Origin of the sequence: Coprococcus intestinalis (assembly GCF_023656595.1) — a bacterium.
In the GTDB taxonomy this organism is placed as follows: domain Bacteria; phylum Bacillota; class Clostridia; order Lachnospirales; family Lachnospiraceae; genus Coprococcus_A; species Coprococcus_A intestinihominis.
The window spans coordinates 1-19,443 of the sequence record NZ_JAMOKJ010000030.1 but is presented as its reverse complement, the minus strand read 5'-3'; the positions used below and the strand labels follow the sequence as shown (position 1 = coordinate 19,443).

The 19,443-nt window shown below is 43.5% G+C and carries 14 protein-coding genes and 1 pseudogene; 11 read left to right on the top strand and 4 right to left on the bottom strand.

Going from position 1 to position 19,443, the window contains the following annotated elements:
• Positions 1-132: 132 nt before the first annotated feature.
• The 5 genes from NBH03_RS15265 to fliB all read left to right on the top strand — a co-directional run bounded on the left by NBH03_RS15265 (position 133) and on the right by fliB (position 6,765).
• Entirely contained in the window at positions 133-1,488 is a 1,356-nt protein-coding gene (locus tag NBH03_RS15265) for an MATE family efflux transporter (RefSeq protein ID WP_250800067.1), read from the top strand.
• A gap of 304 nt (positions 1,489-1,792) precedes the next feature.
• Entirely contained in the window at positions 1,793-3,103 is a 1,311-nt protein-coding gene (locus NBH03_RS15260; protein ID WP_250800066.1) for a GntP family permease, read from the top strand.
• A 161-nt stretch (positions 3,104-3,264) separates the two neighbouring features.
• Positions 3,265-4,827, top strand: a complete 1,563-nt coding sequence (locus NBH03_RS15255) for an amidohydrolase (protein WP_250800065.1) — start codon at positions 3,265-3,267, stop codon at positions 4,825-4,827.
• On the top strand, positions 4,828-5,520 hold the full coding sequence (tsaA, locus tag NBH03_RS15250; RefSeq protein ID WP_250800064.1) for a tRNA (N6-threonylcarbamoyladenosine(37)-N6)-methyltransferase TrmO: 693 nt from the start codon (positions 4,828-4,830) through the stop codon (positions 5,518-5,520). It abuts the gene before it with no gap.
• 114 nt (positions 5,521-5,634) lie between these two features.
• Positions 5,635-6,765 (top strand): flagellin lysine-N-methylase, encoded by a 1,131-nt coding sequence (gene fliB, locus NBH03_RS15245; protein WP_250800063.1) that lies wholly within the window; start codon positions 5,635-5,637, stop codon positions 6,763-6,765.
• Between the two features lie 304 nt (positions 6,766-7,069).
• Here fliB and NBH03_RS15240 read toward each other — a convergent pair whose 3' ends face one another.
• A complete protein-coding gene (locus NBH03_RS15240) occupies positions 7,070-8,113 on the bottom strand; it encodes a 3-deoxy-7-phosphoheptulonate synthase (RefSeq protein ID WP_330620948.1) in 1,044 nt (347 codons plus the stop codon).
• 305 nt (positions 8,114-8,418) lie between these two features.
• On the opposite strand from NBH03_RS15240, the gene NBH03_RS15235 reads away from it, so the two are divergent.
• Positions 8,419-9,729 (top strand): ATP-binding protein, encoded by a 1,311-nt coding sequence (locus NBH03_RS15235; protein WP_250800062.1) that lies wholly within the window; start codon positions 8,419-8,421, stop codon positions 9,727-9,729.
• A 1-nt stretch (position 9,730) separates the two neighbouring features.
• Positions 9,731-11,773, top strand: coding sequence for an ABC-F family ATP-binding cassette domain-containing protein (locus NBH03_RS15230; protein WP_250800061.1), 2,043 nt, complete (start codon positions 9,731-9,733; stop codon positions 11,771-11,773).
• Between the two features lie 96 nt (positions 11,774-11,869).
• Here NBH03_RS15230 and NBH03_RS15225 read toward each other — a convergent pair whose 3' ends face one another.
• On the bottom strand, positions 11,870-13,552 hold the full coding sequence (locus NBH03_RS15225) for an AAA family ATPase (protein ID WP_250800068.1): 1,683 nt from the start codon (positions 13,550-13,552) through the stop codon (positions 11,870-11,872).
• A gap of 170 nt (positions 13,553-13,722) precedes the next feature.
• Between NBH03_RS15225 and NBH03_RS15220 the strand changes: the two genes are divergently transcribed.
• Complete coding sequence (locus NBH03_RS15220) at positions 13,723-14,745, top strand: stage V sporulation protein AD (protein ID WP_250800060.1); 1,023 nt, start codon at positions 13,723-13,725, stop codon at positions 14,743-14,745.
• A 155-nt stretch (positions 14,746-14,900) separates the two neighbouring features.
• On the opposite strand, the gene NBH03_RS15215 is transcribed toward NBH03_RS15220, so the two are convergent.
• Positions 14,901-15,323 (bottom strand): MarR family winged helix-turn-helix transcriptional regulator, encoded by a 423-nt coding sequence (locus NBH03_RS15215; protein WP_250800059.1) that lies wholly within the window; start codon positions 15,321-15,323, stop codon positions 14,901-14,903.
• A 429-nt stretch (positions 15,324-15,752) separates the two neighbouring features.
• On the opposite strand from NBH03_RS15215, the gene NBH03_RS15210 reads away from it, so the two are divergent.
• Both NBH03_RS15210 and NBH03_RS15205 read left to right on the top strand, forming a co-directional pair.
• Positions 15,753-16,529: an enoyl-CoA hydratase-related protein gene (locus NBH03_RS15210; RefSeq protein ID WP_015512657.1), complete on the top strand. Its 777-nt coding sequence runs from the start codon at positions 15,753-15,755 to the stop codon at positions 16,527-16,529.
• A gap of 141 nt (positions 16,530-16,670) precedes the next feature.
• Complete coding sequence (locus tag NBH03_RS15205) at positions 16,671-17,987, top strand: GntP family permease (protein WP_250800058.1); 1,317 nt, start codon at positions 16,671-16,673, stop codon at positions 17,985-17,987.
• A 138-nt stretch (positions 17,988-18,125) separates the two neighbouring features.
• Here the strand turns inward: NBH03_RS15205 and NBH03_RS15200 are convergent, their stop codons facing one another.
• A complete protein-coding gene (locus tag NBH03_RS15200; RefSeq protein WP_250800057.1) occupies positions 18,126-19,058 on the bottom strand; it encodes an RluA family pseudouridine synthase in 933 nt (310 codons plus the stop codon).
• A gap of 304 nt (positions 19,059-19,362) precedes the next feature.
• Between NBH03_RS15200 and NBH03_RS16245 the strand changes: the two are divergent.
• Positions 19,363-19,443: pseudogene (locus NBH03_RS16245) on the top strand (IS200/IS605 family transposase); the annotation flags it as partial.

Genomic DNA, 19,443 nt, shown 5'->3' with positions numbered 1-19,443 from the left:
ATCCACAGCACCTTATATATCATAGTCGAACCTGTAGAAAAGGTAAAGAAAAGGACTATGACTTAATAGTTATGAAGACCTTGGAGAGGGTCTCTAAACACTACTACTATATAATACGAGGAGTGTGAATAAATGAGTCAGTCTTATGAAATTGATATGTGTCACGGACCGCTGTTTGGAAAGATTATCCGCTTTTCAATTCCATTGATGTTGTCCGGCATTTTGCAACTGCTGTTTAATGCAGCAGATATTATTGTGGTTGGCCGATTTGTCGGCAGTACGGCATTGGCTGCAGTGGGATCCACCAGTTCATTGATCAACCTGCTGATTAATCTTTTTATCGGATTTTCTGTGGGTGCCAATGTTCTTGTGGCCCGTTTTCATGGTGCCGGAAGAGATGATGAAGTGAATGAAACGGTACATACAGCTATTACTCTGAGTATGGTCAGTGGTATTTTTCTTTTGATTCTTGGCGTGACTGTGACAAGAACACTTCTGATCTGGATGGGGTCACCGGATGATGTTCTGGATCAGTCCAGTTTATATCTGAAGATTTACTTTCTGGCCATGCCGGCGACACTGCTGTATAATTTTGGCAGTTCTATCCTTCGTGCAGTGGGAGATACGAAAAGGCCGTTGTTCTATCTGGTGACGGCAGGGATTATTAATGTTTGCTTTAATCTGTTTTTTGTTATTGTTTGCCATCTGGGTGTAGCAGGTGTCGGACTGGCAACGGTGATTGCGGAGTATATCTCTGCGGCATTGATCATTCGCTGCCTGATGAGAAGTCAGGGGTGCTGCCATCTGGATCTGCATCAGCTGGGAATTGTTAAAGGTAAATTGCGTCAGATCATGCAGATCGGCCTTCCGGCGGGGATGCAGGGTGTCGTTTTTTCACTGTCCAATGTATTGATCCAGTCATCCATCAATTCCTTTGGTTCCACGGCCATGGCAGGCAATACCGCCTCTATGAATATCGAAAACTTTATTTATATATCCATGAATACTTTTCAGCAGACCGCTATGAGTTTTACAAGCCAGAATTATGGCGCTGGCGAGGAAAAACGAATTCATAAGGTGCTGTTTATATGTCAGGGACTGGTGATATCTGTAGGTCTTATTTTCGGTGTGGGAGCATGGCTTGCCGGAGACACACTGCTGTCTATTTATTCATCGGATCCCAATGTGATTCAGTTTGGAAAGGACCGAATGGCTGTAATCTGTACGGCTTACTTTTTATGCGGCATTATGGATACAATGGTGGGTGCACTCCGCGGTGTCGGTTATTCGTTGATGCCAATGATTGTTTCTCTGATCGGTGCCTGCGGCCTGCGGATTGTGTGGATTTTTACTGCGTTTCAGATTCACAGAAGTCTTTGGATGCTGTACATTTCCTATCCAATTACCTGGATTATTACCGGTGGTGTTCATATTCTTTGTTATATTCTTGTCAGAAGAAAGCAATTGCAGACGATAAAGAATCGGTAAAAATTCAAAAATGATGTGTGTATGAGAAAAAAATCAGTACACATAAGAAATTGAAAATAAATTATGTGTCAAAAATGACACGATATTAGAAATAAAAACACATAAATACAAGAAAAACAAACGATAAAATGGCTGAAAATCCTCATTTTACAGCATGTTAAAAAGTTGGCATATTATTTGCTTAATAGTTAGTGTAAGAAATTATTTCACAGGTGAAGGGCAGGCATTATGTGAGATAAGGAAAGTGGTTATTCAAAAGAGAGTGGATGATCACAATTAGACAAATAAAAGGAGGATTGCTATTATGAATTTTGGTATTCTTGTGTTATTAATTGCCATTATTCTCTTTGCATTGCTGGCGTTTAAGCAGTTAAGTGCATTGATTCTTGCGCCGGTAGTGACGATTTTTGTATTAATCTGTTCAGGTATTCCGATCATGGAAGGCTTGCAGGATATGTTCATGCCGGCGGCAGCAGATTACGTTTCTAAGTATTTCCTGACATTCTTTGTCGGTGCATTGTTTGGTGCGGTTTACCAGTTTACAGGTGCTGCAGAATCTATTGCACGATTTATCGGCGGCTTATGTCATGGTAAGTTTGTAGCTCCTATTATCATGTGTATCACAGGTATTCTTACTTTTGGTGGTGTCAGCGGTTTCGTTGTATTCTTCGTTATTTATCCGATTGCACTGAACCTTTTCAAGGAATCCAATCTGACAAGACGACTGATTCCGGCTGCAATTTCAGCAGGCTGCTGGACATGGTCCATGTCAGCACCGGGTTCTCCGTCCATTCAGAATGTTATTGCGATCAAGAGTCTTGGTACTTTATCAACAGCTGCATTTTTACCATCTCTGATTGTATCCATTATTGAATTCCTGTTAATCTTTGTATGGCTTGAGTATCGTGCCCGCAAGTTCACAAAGAACGGTTATTATTTTGATGATGCAAGATTAAAGACACAGCTGTCAGCAGAAGATTTGAACATTCAGGGACGTGAAGATTTGCCGCACTGGGTAATCGCATTCATTCCTATTATTCTGATTCTTGTTCTGTTTAATGGCTTTCATCTTGATGTTGTGCCATCTGTATTTGCAGGGGTTGCATTAGCAGCTATTCTGATGTTCAAATTCGTCAAGGGCGGTATTGAACAGTGGGTGAAAGTTTTCAATAAAGGTGCAGCAGACTCCGGTGTTGCCATTCTGAATACAGCCATCGTTGTTGGTTTCGGTGGTGTTGTTAAGAATACACAGGGATTTGCAGATCTTGTTACAGCATTAAAGGGTATGTCAATGCCTCCACTTGTATTCGTTATGATTACAGTTGCTATCTGTGCCGGTGCCTGCGGTTCTGCTTCAGGTGGTATGGGTGTTGCGTTTAACGCACTGACAGATACATATCTTGCACTTGGTGCAAAATTACCTTACATTCATCGTATCGCTACAATTGCAGCAGGTACACTGGATACTCTGCCTCACCAGGGTGCTCAGATTACATTGCTTGGTATCTGCAAGCTGACACATAAGGAAGCCTACTTTGATATTGCGATTACACAGATTATTATCCCATTTATCACATGTGGTCTTTTCATTGTTCTTGCTCAGATGGGATTATAAGAAGTGTTTAGAGGCCTGATTTTAGGTGTATTTGAATTGAATAAACAAGCGAATAATTAAAATGTGAATGTTTCAAAAGATGTCTGATGACAGAATGTTGTCAGGCATCTTTTGTCGTGCTAAAATAAAAGCAGTAATGATTACGAACAGGAGGGATTCATATGAAGGTTTATGAAGGTGCGATTCTGACGTGCGATGCCAATGATCAGGTAGCACGTTATCTTGTAGAAGATGGCGGCAGAATTTTATATGTAGGAGATGAATTGCCGGAAAGATATATCTCTGTTCGTCATGAGCGGCTTGGAAAGAAAGCATTGATTCCGGCCTTCACGGACAGCCATATTCACTTTGCGAGTTTTTCCACATTTCATGCAGGATTGAATGTCATGAATGCTGCCAGTAATGAAGAGATTCTTTCGATGCTGTCTGATTTTGCAAAGAAAAGTGACCAGAAGATGCTGATCGGTTTTGGTGCATCACCCTATTCGGTTAAGGAAAGAAGGCTTGTCAACCGAAATGAGCTGGACCGGGTTTGTCCGGATAAACCGGTTTTCATGGGGAAATATGATGGACATGCCTGCGTTGTGAATACGAAACTCTATGAGCAGGTGAAGGATAAAGTGTCGGGGCTTCGTGGCTGCCATGCGGATACAGGGGAAATGAATCAGGAAGCCTTTTTTGCCATTTCGGATTATGTGACGAATTCGATTTCAGTACCACAGTTGTTAAAAAATATGCAGAAAGCCATTGATTATATGGCCTCCAAAGGAATCGGAATGATCCACACGGTAAGTGGGGTGGGGTTTGTCAGAGATCTGGATGTGGATTTGGAGAGATGGTTTGGACGTGGGCTGAATAACGGTATGCAGATGCGTGTCTTTTTCCAAACCATGGATGTGAAGAAAGTACAGAAACGGCATCTGCCGAGAGTGGGCGGATGTTTTGCCACTGCGTTAGACGGCTGCTTTGGTTCAAAGGATGCAGCGCTTCGTGTGCCTTATGAGAACAGCGACAGCAAAGGTGTTTTGTACTACAGTGATGCGCAGGTGGCAGAATTCTGCAAAAAGGCCAATCGTGCCGGACTGCAGATAGAGATGCATGCCATCGGTGATGCGGCTTTTGATCAGGCCACCAGAGCTTTGAAAGCGGCTTTGGATGATTATCCGCGGGAAGATCACAGACATGCCATTATCCATGCCTGCCTGCCGACGAAAGAAGGCATCGATATCTGTGAGAAATATCATATTTTGTTGCCGGTACAGAGCGCATTTATCGATTGGCCTCAGGAACCGGATGAATACCTGGAAGATATTCTTGGCGAGAGAAGTCAGCGGCTGAATCCGCTGCGGACATTTACGGAACATGGCATCATGATGAGTGCCGGTTCGGATGGCCCGTGTACCGACCCGGATCCGATTGAATGGATGTATCGTGCCTGCAATCATAGTGTCCCGGAAGAATCCCTGACTGTACAGGAGGCACTTAAAATGTGCACGTATAACGGTTATTATACAACCTTCGATGAAAAAGAACGAGGCAGCCTGGAAACCGGTAAAATCGCAGATATGGTTATTTTATCAGAGAATCCTTATGAGAAAGATGTCAAAAATCTCCGGGATATTCAGGTTAAGCAGCTTCTGCTGCAGGGACGTCCGTACAAGCCATTAAAGGGCAGTGCGATTAGCCAGGTTCTGAAGGGTATGAGAAGCAGGAGCAAAATCTAAATGGACAATTTAACATTAAAAGTTATAGCCAGAATTTATACGGATTTTGGCGAGAAGTTTGGTGTGCCGAGGCAGAGTGGACTGGTTCCTAAACTGACCGGGAAGATAATATTTGAGCCGGAATATCGTGTGCCGGAGGCACTCTCCGGGATAGAGGGTTATTCGTGGCTGTGGCTTTTGTGGGGATTTTCGGAATCACCCAGAAATAAATGGTCACCGACGGTGCGTCCGCCAAGGCTGGGCGGCAACAAAAAAGCGGGTGTTTTTGCTACACGTTCTCCTTTCCGACCGAATCCGGTAGGCGTGTCTTCTGTGAAAATAGAGGACATTCAGCTTCAGACAGATGAGGGACCTGTGATCATCGTTTCGGGTATTGACATGATGAACGGCACGCCAATTTATGATATTAAACCCTATCTGCCTCATGTGGACTGCCATCCGGAGGCACTTGGCGGCTTCAGCGGACAGTTCAAGGATTATAGGCTGAAAGTGTCATGTGCTTCGGAATTTCTGATGCTTTTTCCGTCGGATAAACGAGAAGCACTGCTGGGGGTATTGGCCCAGGATCCGAGACCGGCTTATCAGAATGATCCGGAGCGAGTGTATGGCGTTAATTTTGCCGGGCGAAATGTGCAGTTTAAGGTGGATGGTGATCGGCTGACTGTTTGCAGTGTGGATGGATGTACGATATAAGAATTGGGTATTGGCAGGAACATATAGAATTGAAACAAATGATATGGAATCCTGTGTTTAATAGAATGTGGCCGAAATGAATAAAGAATAAAAAGACAACAGGGAGTGACGACAATGGAGTATGTATATCCGGATTATTACCGGCAGTTTACATGTATCGGCGGAGAATGTCCGGATACGTGCTGTGCGGGATGGGAGATTGTCATTGATGACAAAACCCTTGAAAAGTATAAGAAATATCCCGGCGGTTTCGGTAATCGTCTGCGCAATTCAATTAATTTTAAGAGAAAAAGTTTTAAGCAGTATGACAGAAGATGTGCTTTCCTAAATGAGGAAAATCTCTGCGATATTTATACGGAAGCCGGGGAAAAACTGTTTTGTAAAACATGTAGACAGTATCCGAGGCATGAAGAAGAATATGAAAATGTCAGGGAATTGTCATTGTCTTTGTCATGCCCGGAGGCAGCGCGGATGATTTTGTCACAGGACAGACTGAATCTCATTTATGATGAGAAAAAAGGGCATTCAGAGGACTATGGGGATTTTGATGAACTGCTTTTTTCACAGCTTTTAGACGGCCGGGATGCTTTCTGGAAACTGATAGAAAATGAAAACGTACCGATGGCAGTGCGAATGATACAGATGCTGTCCATGGGCCATCATTTGCAGAGAAATATCAATGCGGGGCAGTTGTTTGGACTGGAGAATATATATGACCATTATCTTTCAGAAGGGGCGGCAGACAGGATGTGTGCTTATCTGAAAGAAAGATGGGAAAATCCCGGCAGTCGCTACCATGTCATGAAAGAGATGTTTGCCAGTCTGCACAAACTGGAAGTCCTGTCAGCAGACTGGCCGAAGAAAGTCAGACATTATGAGAAGGTTTTATTTGGCGGCGGCAGGAAACAATACGAAGCACTGCACCAGTACCGGATGCCGGACAAAATAGCAGAACAGCTGCTCAGTTACTTCATTTACGTATATTTTGCGGGCGCTGTCTATGATGGAATGCCGTATTCAAAAGTCAAACTGGCCGTCATCAGCACCATGCTCATAGAAGACATGGTCTGCGCCAAAGCAGCAGAAAAAGGTCAGCTTTCCTTTGAGGCAATCGCTGATGCCGCTCATAGTTACGCTCGGGAAGTCGAGCACTCCGACCTTAATCTCCAACGCCTGTCTATCATGTTCAGACACCAGAAATGCTTTCATATCGGACGCCTGTGTGGTGCATTACTCGAATGGTAGAGGACTGCGGTGAAGAATTTGCTGCACATTTGTGAGCCAAGAAATTTATTTTATCTAAAAGTTGATTTACATCATTGAGGAGCATAACTGTTGATTGAAAATGACCATCACGCGGCTGCCTCAATACACAAAAGAGAAGAAATAAAAAACGGTTATTCTACATAGGTGCTTCAACGTTGGCCGGTACTTAGGCAGTGTTTTATACTGCCTTATGTACCGCTGCCAAACGTTGGCAGTGCAAACGTGCCTGTGTAAAATAACCGTTTTTTATTTCGTTCTATGACTAGGGCAGCCGCCTTATATTTTACAACTGCTCCGCAATACTGTAAATCAGCGCCTCCGTTTTTTCCCAGCCAAGGCAAGGGTCAGTAATGGATTTGCCGAATACGCCTTCGCCGATCTTCTGACTGCCGTCTTCCAGATAGCTCTCAATCATGAAGCCCTTGACAAGCTTTTTGATGTCATCGGAGTGACGGCGGCTGTGCATGACTTCGTTGGCGATACGAATCTGTGCCATGTACTGCTTGCTGGAGTTGGAGTGGTTGGTGTCAATGATGCAGGCCATATTCTCAAGGCCTTTTTCGGCATAGTTGTCATAGAGACGGCTGAGATTCTCAAAATGGTAGTTCGGGATATTGTTGCCGTGTTCATTGACAGCACCGCGGAGAATAGCATGGGCCAGTGGATTGCCGGGCGTTTTGACTTCCCAGCCCCTGTAGACAAACATCTGCGGGCTCTGGGCAGCCTCAATGGAATTAAGCATGACGGAGATATCTCCGCTCATTGGGTTCTTCATACCGCATGGGATGCCGACACCACTACCTGTAAGACGGTGAATCTGGTCTTCTACGGAGCGGGCGCCTACAGCTACATAACTGAGCAGGTCAGAGAGGTAGCGGTGATTCTCAGGGTAGAGCATTTCATCGGCACAGGTAAGTCCGGTTTCTTCGATAGCTCTTGCGTGGAGCTTGCGGATGGCGATCAGGCCTTCCAGAAGATCCGGCTGTTTCTCAGGGTCCGGCTGGTGGAGCATGCCCTTGTAGCCTTTGCCTGTTGTCCGGGGCTTATTGGTATAGATACGCGGTATCATAATGATTTTGTCAGCAACTTTCTCCTGAACCCTTGCCAGTCGGTGAATGTATTCCATAACAGGCTCTTCACTGTCTGCGGAGCATGGGCCGATAATTAAGAGAAACTTGTCGGATTCGCCTGTAAAAACACGGCGAATGGCTTCGTCGCGTTCGGCTTTATGTTGGGCGATTTTTTCAGAAATCGGGAATTGTTTCTTAATTTCCTGTGGGATTGGGAGTTTGCGGACAAACTCCATCTGCATCTGTTCATGATTCATGGGTCAAACCTCCGTTTTGTTGAATTTATCTTTTATACAAATATTGTAAAAATCAACGTAACATCATTATAACACAGATACTTTAAGGGTTCAACGCTTTAAAACGAGAAAAATACACGATGGTTTGAAGTTACAGGAAAATTTTGTGCGTTTTGAATTGTAATTTGTCGAAATAACAGAGATAGACTTGAATTACTATAGGAAATAGGAGTATAATCGGATAAATAAACACATTTGTAAAAAATGATGTTAAGAAAATATATCATGGATGCAGGACATAGCAAAGATAAATGGAGGACTGAAGAATGTATAAAATCGTATCAAAGCTGTTAATGTACGGCGATATGCCGAAGGACAGCATTTTAATGCAGTTAAGCGATATTTTCAAACAGATGGATCAAGATACCCAGTCAAGGGATGAACTGGTGACACGCATTTTTACCCAGGTGAAACATCTGCTTCAGGTGGCCACCGATTATGGTTTCGATAAGAATCTCTGGCACAATTATCTGACTTATCTGTTGATCACAGATGAGAATCCTTTCAGTTTAACCTGTGAGAAAGTCGGGGCCAACGACGGCAGTGTCAACTTCTTTGCCAAAGGTGATTTTAAGGCATTTAAGGCTTTGTTTGACTTTGATTTTTCTGAAATTGAAGAACGTCTGGGCATTGATTGCTTTACAAGGCTCTCGCAGTACAAGGCTATTGGTAAGAAAGAATTGATGTACAATAAGAATGTTAGTGAGAAGGTCCAGGCCCTCAGTGAACGGCTGGAGAAAACAGCGAATGAGGATGAATTTTTTGACGTGGTGACGGATTTTTACAAAGCTTACGGTGTGGGTATGTTCGGTCTGAATAAGGCATTCCGTATTGCGTCAAGAACAGAGAATCATGTGGAATTCTGTCCGATCAACAATATGGATACGGTGATGTTAGATGACCTGGTAGGTTATGAAATCCAGAAGAAGAAGCTGGTGGATAATACGGAAGCCTTTGTTCAGGGCAGAAAAGCCAACAATGTGCTGCTCTTCGGCGACAGTGGTACAGGTAAATCCACAAGCATCAAGGCTATTGTCAATGCTTATTATGACCAGGGTCTGCGAATGATTGAGATTTATAAGCATCAGTTCAGAGACCTGTCCAACGTTATTGCACAGATTAAAAATCGCAATTATCGCTTTATTATTTATATGGATGACCTTTCTTTTGAAGAGCATGAAATTGAATACAAGTTCCTGAAAGCAGTTATTGAAGGTGGTGTTGAGACAAAACCTGAGAATATCCTGATTTATGCCACATCCAACAGACGTCATCTGATCAAAGAGACATGGAATGACAGGAATGATATGGAGTACGAGAACGATCTTCATCGTTCAGACACAATGGAAGAAAAATTGTCTCTTGTTAATCGTTTTGGTGTTCAGATCAGTTATTCAAAGCCATCCAAGAAAGAATTCAATGAAATCGTCATTGAACTGGCACGCCGCGTGGGTCTGACCATGACAGATGAAGAACTCTGTGCTGAGGCAAATAAGTGGGAGATGCGTCACGGCGGTATTTCCGGACGTACGGCACAGCAGTTTATCAATTACCTGCAGGGTACAGTGGAGATTTAAGATGCTGTATCGGATTACGGACGGCACACTGGCCATTGGCGGTGAAAATCTCCTGGAGCATTTTGATTTTGAGATCAAGGGTCGGGAACGCATTGCTATTACCGGTCCGAACGGTTCCGGAAAAACAACGTTTTTGCGGCTGATTGCCGGGGAGCTGTTTCTGGAAAGAGATGACCGCAGGCAGGGTGAGGGCATTTATCTGGCAAGAAATGTGACTATTGGCATGCTGAGACAGCAGATCTTTGAGAATACTGCCCATACGGTGCAGGAAGAGATGATGGTGCTGTGCCCTTCCAGAGATACCTGGGACCGGGAGCGCTTCGAATTCGAGCAGGAATATGACAGGATTTTTACTGGCTTTGGCTTTGCAAAAGAAGATAAAGAAAAACTTTTGTCGGATTTTTCCGGAGGAGAACAGACAAAGATTGCTATGGTACGGCTGCTCCTGGAAAAACCGGATATCCTGTTGTTGGATGAGCCAACGAATCATCTGGACATGGAGAGTGTCCGATGGCTGGAAAATTATCTGCAGAATTATTCGGGCGCGGTTGTCATGGTTTCCCATGACCGATATTTTATTGATGAAACGGCAGAAATTGTCTATGAGCTGACAGATAAGAAACTTGTACGCTATGTGGGCAATTATACCCAGTTTCGACAGCAGAAGCTGAAGAATCTGGCCATCTGGAAGAAGCAGTACGAGCAGCAGCAGGCAGAATTGGAACGGCTGAATCAGCTGATCGAGCGTTTCAAGCACAAACCGAAAAAGGCAGCCTTTGCTCGATCCAAGAAAAAATTGATAGAGCGCATGGAGAAATTGCCGACTCCGCCGACACTGGCAGAACATATTTTTACCGGGGAACTGGTACCTGCGGTGATGGGTGGCAAATGGGTAGCTGAGGCAGAAGAATTGAAGATTGGTTACGACGGCAAGGCTATTGCAGAACTTTCATTACGCATCCGACGGGGACAGAAGATCGGCATTATCGGGCCAAACGGTGCCGGCAAGACGACTTTTCTCAAGACAGTAGCGGGACTTCTGGCACCTGTCAAGGGTAAATGTCAGCTGGGACTTCATATAGAACCGGGATATTTCGATCAGCAGTCGGCAGCATTGACATCTGACAAGAAAGTGCTGGAGCATTTTCATGACCTTTTTCCTGCCATGCCGGAGAAAGATGTCAGGAATGAACTGGCAGCATGGCTTTTTGAAGGGGCTGATGTGCAGAAAACGGTCAGCGACCTTTCCGGCGGTGAGAAAGCCCGGCTCGTACTGGCAGAAATCCTTGAAAAACGGCCGAACTTCCTGATGCTGGACGAGCCTACCAATCATATGGATATTCCGGCCAGAGAAACCCTGGAATCTGCTTTTAGAGTTTACAAAGGCACCATGCTCTTTATTTCCCATGACCGTTATTTCATTGAACAGGTGGCGGATGCGCTGCTGATTTTTGAGAACGGTCAGGTATCCTATTACCCATTTGGATACAGGCATTATATGGAACGGCTGGAGCGGATGAATCAATTCCGGGCTGCCGGTGTTTCAGAAGAAGACGCCGCCGTTGTCCTGGGAAAGATGAGCGCCGAGGACCAGGCCCTCATTGCGGGCTTGAAAAATGTGCCGAAGGGCGCTACACTGCTTGGACATGAACTGTCCACAGACCAGGCCTTTCTCGACTGGCAGTTAAGATTGGCAGCAGAAGCTATGGCAGATGCGGCTGAGAAAGCGGAGAATTATTATTATTCGGTGGAGAAAACGAAGCAGGATGAGTGGGAAAAGTGGATAGAGCAAGTATGCGATGATGAAGTTGGTTCATCGGATGTCAAAGAACTAACTTCTGTTGATGAAAATCTATATCCCGAAAGTGTTGGAAGTCAGGTAGATGATGTATTAGAACAATGGTATAAGTCGTGTTTAGACTGGTACGATATCTGGGAAGAAATGCATCCTCAAGTGCTAGAACATAAAGAAGAATTAGTGATTGACAAGAATAATAGGTATGTTATTGCTGAAATTAGAAATTCAGAAACAGAAATATCCTGATAAGAAAAATCATTTTCAGATGACTTTGATATGCTTATTCAGGATATTTTTGTTTTAAGTATTCGTCAAGTTAGTTGGTGTTTAAAATTCTATTTTCTAGTCATTTTTTACAGCCTGAACCAGACAGCGCTTTTTGAAAAAAGCAATACCATAGCATAGAATCTGGTCATACTCATCTTCATATTCTTGGGCATACATTTTCTCTTCAATCTGCTGCAGAGCAGCGTCACAATCTGATTCCATCTGCTCAAGAGATTTTGAGTACTTTGCTTCGAAGACGGCAACGCGGCTGTTTTCAGTATCATAGACCACAACATCACTGCGGCCTTCACCATGTTCCTTATTGGATTCAACGATATAACCGGCTCCTGCAAAGATACCTGCCAGAAAAGCGTGGTAATAATCTTCGAGATAATCATGGTAACTGATGGTTTTACGCAGAAGTTTGGTCATTTCATCAGTGATTCGGGAACAGTCTGTATTCCAGATAGCCTGAAACAATGCCTGTCTGTTCCAGGTTCGGGCACTGTCGTCAAACCATTTGATAACGGTAGTCTCAAAGATTTCACGAATTTCAGCGTTTGGAATTTTCAGCGCATAGACACCGTCCGTCTGAGGGGCGGAAAGCTGTACGTTGTCGGCTCTGGTCAGATAACCGGTCAGATAAAGAATACTCCACAGATTATCTTCGGAAGAATGGAGATAATCATAAGTCAGATTTTCATCGATGTGCTGAAGAATGTATTCACCGGAGAGCAGTTTTTCAAGCTTTTTGGTGATGGTATTGCCTGCATAATCAATAAAAGAACGGATAATGGCATTATCACTGGTGTTTTTCCAATAACTTGAAGGTTGAGCTTGAGGATTTATCTGCAAATCTCGGAGGTAATTCATCACATCCCATGGACAGTAGACGTCAAAATCTCCGAAACGGTACCCGTCGTACCAGTATTTTACCTGTGAAGCATGTATTTCTGCATGTGCTTTTTTGAGAAGCGTATTGACATCATTTTCAGTAAAACCGAAATATTCATTCAGGCGGGAATGACTGATGGTGTCGGATACAAAATTATTAGTGCCTGTAAAAATGCTTTCCTTTGCAATTTTGAGGCAACCGGTAATCACAGAAAAGCAGAGATTGGGGTTATCTTTGAGTGCGGTGCTCAGAAGCGTTTTAATCAGGCTGAGCATTTCGGTATAATACCCATGGCTGCTGGCTTTTGCAAGTGGAACATCGTATTCGTCCAGTAAAAGAATAACCGGTTTGTGATAATACGTTTTCATCATGCGCATCAGCAGAACCAGAGAACGGCTGAGGTGAATTTTGCCGGCAGTGCCTGCTTTCAATTCAAGAAAAATCTGTTTATCATCGCTGTCTATAATCGGACAATCAAGCAAATATGCATGTTCTTTGTATAAATCAGCAATCTGGGCAGCAAGCTGACCGTATGCGTCATCAAAATTCAGCCCATCCACATCTTTGAAAGTCAGAAAGAGTGTGGGATATTGATTCATCCATTTCTGGCAGGACGCAGTATCTTTGGAAATTTCAAGTCCTTCAAATAAAGTGTCACTGTTTTTATGAATATCGAAGAAAGCAGCCAGCATGCTCATGCCAAGGGTTTTGCCAAAGCGGCGGGGCCTTGTAATGAGGGTGACTTTTGCAGCAGAGTTGTTTAATAATTCGGCAATCAGGCCGGTTTTATCAACGTAGTAATATCCGTTTTGACGGATTTCTGAAAAGTCAGAAATACCAACAGGAATATTGAATGTTTGCATCATGCCAGCTCCTTTCTGAAAAATAATCGAATTCGATGATGGTTTCAATGTAATTATCATATCACAGCAGCGGAGGTTTTACAATTACAGGCAGAGTTTGTTGTCAGGAATAATATTTACTTTTTGATTCATACTGATATCAAAGACACATTCTACGTGGAGGCTTATGTATGATTCAGAAAGTTGGCAATAATTCAATGATTTTTGAGAAGTCGCCGGTGATTCTGGCGGCTTCTTCTGTTGTAGGGGAGAAAGAGGGACAGGGACCTCTTGGACAGTATTTTGACCATGTGGAGAAAGACCCGAAGTTTGGCATGGAGACATGGGAGCAGGCAGAGAGTACCATGCAGTTGGTGGCGGCAGAGAAAGCGATTAAAAAGGCCGGTTTATCCAAAGAACAACTGGATTTTCTTTTTGCCGGAGATCTATTGGGGCAGCTTATTGCCACGTCATTTGGACTTATTGAGCTGGAGCGGCCGGTTTTCGGTGTGTATGGGGCCTGTTCCACCATTGGAGAATCCCTGCTTCTGGCATCCATGGCCCTGTGCGGCGGTGCGGGCAATTATGCGCTGGCAGTGACATCCAGTCATTTTGCAGGAGCTGAAAAACAGTTCCGCTTTCCTTTGCCCTATGGCAATCAGAGACCGTTATCCGCCACCTGGACCGTTGTAGGCAGCGGTGCAGTGATTGTGGCAGCGGAGGATAAAAAGGGCAGAGCGATGGCGAAAATTACAGGTGGAACTCCTGGACGCATCATTGATTTTGGTGTCAAGGATTCCATGAATATGGGGGCTTGCATGGCACCGGCGGCCTGTGATACCATTTGTCAGCATTTAAAGGATTTTAACAGGCAGCCCACAGATTATGATGCTATTATCACCGGAGATTTGGGGAAAGTGGGACAGCAGATTCTTTTGAAACTGGTGGCTGAACATGGCTATGATATCAGTGACAGGCATTTGGACTGCGGTATGCTGATCTTTGACCCGGAGAGCCAGGATACCCATGCGGGAGGCAGCGGCTGTGGATGCAGTGCAGTAACACTGGCGGCCTATCTGCTGCCGAAAATAAATCGGGGAGAATGGCAGAGAATACTATTTGTACCCACAGGCGCATTGTTGTCAACGGTGAGCTTTAATGAAGGACAGAGTGTACCGGGAATTGCCCACGGGGTTGTGATTGAGAAAATCTGATTGAATGATGGCAGTCGGACGATTATCTTGTTGTCAAATATTAAGTAGTTTAATTAAGGGAATGTCAAGAAAAATCCTGTTTACAAAAGAGAAAACCCGCTGTAAAACCTATATTTGGAGGTTTTACAGCGGGTTTATTATAATGACTGAAACTTCTAATCCTCTTCCAGTCCTGCCAGCAGTCTGAGATTCTTCTTCAGTATCTGCTGTTCTTCATCAGAGATATCAGCCAGAATGTCGATATTCGCTGTATCGATAGTATCGAGAACCGGTTTCTCAAGGGCAGCCCCCTTCTCTGTCAAAACAACTTCTATGTAACGGCGGTCTTCTGTACTGACCTGGCGTTTTAACAGATCCTTCTTCTCCATACGATCGAGAATACCTGAAATTGTTGAATTTTCAAGTTTCAACTCCGCTGCAATTTCCTTCGGAGTCGTTTTGTCACCCTTCCACAGACAGTAGAGCACACCATACTGAACAGGTGTAACATCAAAGGGTTCCAGTCGTTTGCTGACTTCCTGGAAGACCCTGTGCTGAGATGTGGTGAGCAGATAGTTAATACATTGATTTAATTCCATGTTGCTCCTTTTCTTAATATACAAATAGCTTTATAACAGTTCGATACATTTTGCCTGCCAAAATAATTGGCAGACAAACTATTTTTAGTTTAAATGGGTTTTGGCGGATTGTCAAGCAATTCCAGAGAAATTTATTCAATTATTATAATGTCCATAAGGTTTAAAATGCCGGGATGGGGAATTTATAAGTTGGTTTGTTGCAACAAAATTGATACCAAGTACTTCAATTGAAAGAAAAAAACTCAATTATTTTCAATTTTTGGCAAATTATACAAATTTGGATTGTGATTTTTGTGACAAAATCATTCGAAAATGGATAGACAAAATGAAAAAGAGATATTATAATAAGCACATACACAAACAGTTAGCGTACCAATAATTGTTTGTGACAATAATTAATTATGTATCATAAGTTTAGGAGGATGCTTTATGAACAATTTATTAATGGAAGTCGAAAACGAGGTAGCAGTAGTAACAATCAACAGACCAAAGTCACTGAATGCATTGAATAGTGAAACACTTGCAGAACTTGACCAGTGCTTTGGTGAAATTGCAGAACGCAAAGATATCAGAGTTGTTATTCTGACAGGTTCAGGCACAAAGGCTTTCGTTGCAGGTGCAGATATTTCTGAAATGGTGAATGCAACACCTGCTGAAGGAAGAAAGATGGGTCTTCTTGCTAAAGAAGCTTTCTTAAAGCTTGAAACAATGCCTCAGGTTACAATCGCAGCAGTTAACGGATACGCTCTTGGCGGTGGCTGCGAGATTTCTATGGCATGCGACATTCGTGTAGCATCTGACAATGCTAAGTTTGGTCAGCCTGAAACAGGTCTTGGTATTCTTCCAGGTTTCGGCGGCACACAGCGTCTCCCACGTCTTGTAGGCAAGGGTCGTGCAAAAGAACTGATCTTCACATGTGATCAGATCGATGCTCAGGAAGCTTACAGAATCGGTCTTGCTAATAAGGTTGTTCCTCAGGAAGAACTGCTTGATACATGTAAAGCAATGGCTAAGAAGATCATGTCCAAGGGCAGCTATGCTGTTTCTCTTGCTAAACAGGCTATCAACACAGGTATGGATACAGATCTTGCAAGTGGTCTTACACTTGAAGCAAATCTGTTCGGCTTATCATTCTCAACAGATGATAAGAAGGAAGGTATGACAGCATTCCTTGAAAAACGTAAAGCAAACCTGACAGATTTCTAATTGGATTGATCTGAGTTTAATTTAAGAGACGGTTTGACATTTTCGGGGCGAAACGCACGGGTTGTATTTCGCCTCATTTAGAAAAGAGAGTTGTTTATTATTTAACATAATGTTTATGTTGCGTGTTATTTAGGAGAGAGTATGAACATTCATATTTTAGTATTAGTTATTGCAATTGCCCTTTTCGGTGTACTTGCTTTTAAGCAGATGAGTGCGCTGATTCTGGCTCCCCTTGTTACCATTTTTGTTATTTTGTGTTCCGGTCTGCCAGTTCTTGAAAGCTTAAAAGGACTCTTCATGCCGGCAGCAACAGATTATGTTACTAAGTATTTTCTGACATTCTTCGTTGGTGCCCTGTTTGGTGCTGTTTATCAGTACACAGGCGCAGCAGAATCTATTGCCAGAGCGATTGCAGGTCTCTGCCGCGGCAAGTATGTTGCACCAATTATCATGTGTATCACAGGTATCCTTACTTTCGGTGGTGTCAGCGGTTTCGTTGTATTCTTCGTTATCTACCCAATCGCCCTGAATCTTTTCAAAGAAGGCAACCTGACAAGAAGATTGATTCCTGCAGCTATTTCAGCAGGATGTTGGACATGGTCCATGTCAGCACCTGGTTCACCATCTATCCAGAACGTTATCGCTATGGATAGCCTTGGTACGCCATCTACAGCTGCATTTGTTCCATCTTTAATCACAGCCATTGTTATGTTTGCGTTAATCTTCGTATGGCTGGAAGTAAGAGCAAGAAGTTTTACAAAGAAAGGCATCGTATTTGATGACCCTACATTAAAATTTCAGCTGACAGCAGAAGAACTGCCAAATCCTGATGAAGAAAAGGATCTGCCAAATGTTATTGTAGCAATTCTGCCTATCATTCTGATTCTTGTTATGTTTAATAATCCAATGCATCCATTCCCTGTTGAAACATCTGTATTTGCGGGTGTAGCACTGGCAACAATCCTGATGTTTAAGAGAATTAAGGGTGTTAATGAATGGATTGGCGTTTTCAACAAAGGTGCAGCAGATTCAGGTGTTGCTATCCTGAATACAGCTATCGTTGTTGGTTTCGGTGGTGTTGTACAGAATACTCAGGGCTTTAATGACCTGGTAACAGCACTGAAGAATATGTCCATGCAGCCGCTTGTATTCGTTATGATTACAGTTGCTATCTGTGCCGGTGCCTGCGGTTCAGCTTCAGGTGGTATGGGTGTTGCATTCAACGCTTTAAAAGATACATATCTCCAGATGGGTGTTTCCCTTCCATATGTACATAGAATCGCAGCTATCGCAGCTGGTACTCTTGATACTCTGCCTCATCAGGGTGCTCAGATTACATTGCTTGGTATCTGTAAGCTGACACATAAGGAAGCATATTGGGATATCGCTGTTACACAGATTTTCATCCCATTCATCTGCTGTGGTGTATTCATCTTACTTGCACAGTTGGGCTTATAAGAAAGAAAATATTTTCAAGATGGCTTGGAATATATAATCTGAGTCATTGCAAAAATCGAATAAAAGATAAGAAGTCTCCGGATTTTCACTTGAATGAAGTGGGAATCCGGAGTTTTTTCGTGGATGATGATTGCATTATCAAATGAGCGTAGAGGAAAAATTTATGGATTTGGCAATCATTTTTTGAAAATCCTCCGGTATTTCACTGGAAAAAACAGCAAGGTCCTGATGCCCCGGGAGCTGGCAGGTGATTTCAAAGCTGTGAAGCGCCGCCCGGTCAAATCCGAGAAAACCTTCATGTCCGTAAATGGAGTCTCCCAACAGCGGGTGGGACAGACTGGCCATGTGGACACGAATTTGGTGGGTACGACCGGTCTGAAGCTTTAAGCGGACAAGGGAAAAAGGTGTTTCTTCATAGGTAAATTCTGATAAAACTTCATATTCTGTTCTTGAGGGACGTCCGGTATCAGTAACCTGGTAGCGGTTAAAACATTCCGGGACTTTTTCAATAGGCCGGTCGATCAGGCCCGATTTGGACTGGTTTGTCCAGTGGCCTTCTGCCAGAGCCAGATAAACCCGGGAAAGGGTATGATTTGCTCGCTGCCGTTCCAGCTGTTGGGCGGCGTATTTGTTCTTTGCTATAAGAATCAGACCGCTGGTATCCTTATCCAGACGACCGATGGGACAGAGCAGCGGCTGTTCCGGCAGCAGTCGGTAATACCAGGCCAGATAACTCAGCAGAGTATCCGAATAATGACCGTGGCATGGATGGATCACCAGACCGGCGGGTTTGTTCACAAGCACGATATCTTCATTTTCAAAAACAATGGATACAGGCCCCTCAGCAGGCACAACCTTTTGAGTGCGGTCATTGGGTATATTAAAAACAAGGGAGTCCCCGGCATGAAGCACACCCCGTGTGGTCACACGCTGCCCATTGATCAGAATACCGTTTTCACGAAACTTCACCGAACGCAAAAAAGCCCGGGACAGACCGGCTATATTGCGGGCATAGGCGTTTACCGACAGACCGTCTGCCTCCGGTTCAATTGTGTATGAAAGCTGCCGCATGATAGTAATTTCTCCTTTTCAAAATTTTTAGTTTTTTGAGAAGCTGGCCAATGCACCGTTCAAATTGGCTAGATTCATCCAAGTGTACGAACTCAAAATGATAGTAGTAATACTATATCATAAAATTGAACAATTGGTTAAGTATGAAGAGAAAAATTAAAAAAGTTTAACAAAAGTTAGCAAGAATTCTCCTTCCTATACAGGTGGGAGATGAGTTGCAGAAAAAAAGAAAATAGAACGCTTGTTCTGTGACACGAAGTGCGGTATACTATAATCAGTCGAAAGGATAGAAAGGACTGATTATATGGACAAAATGGATCATAATGCACATTCAGTATATTTGATGTATTATCATCTGATCATGGTTGTAAAATACCGAAGAAAA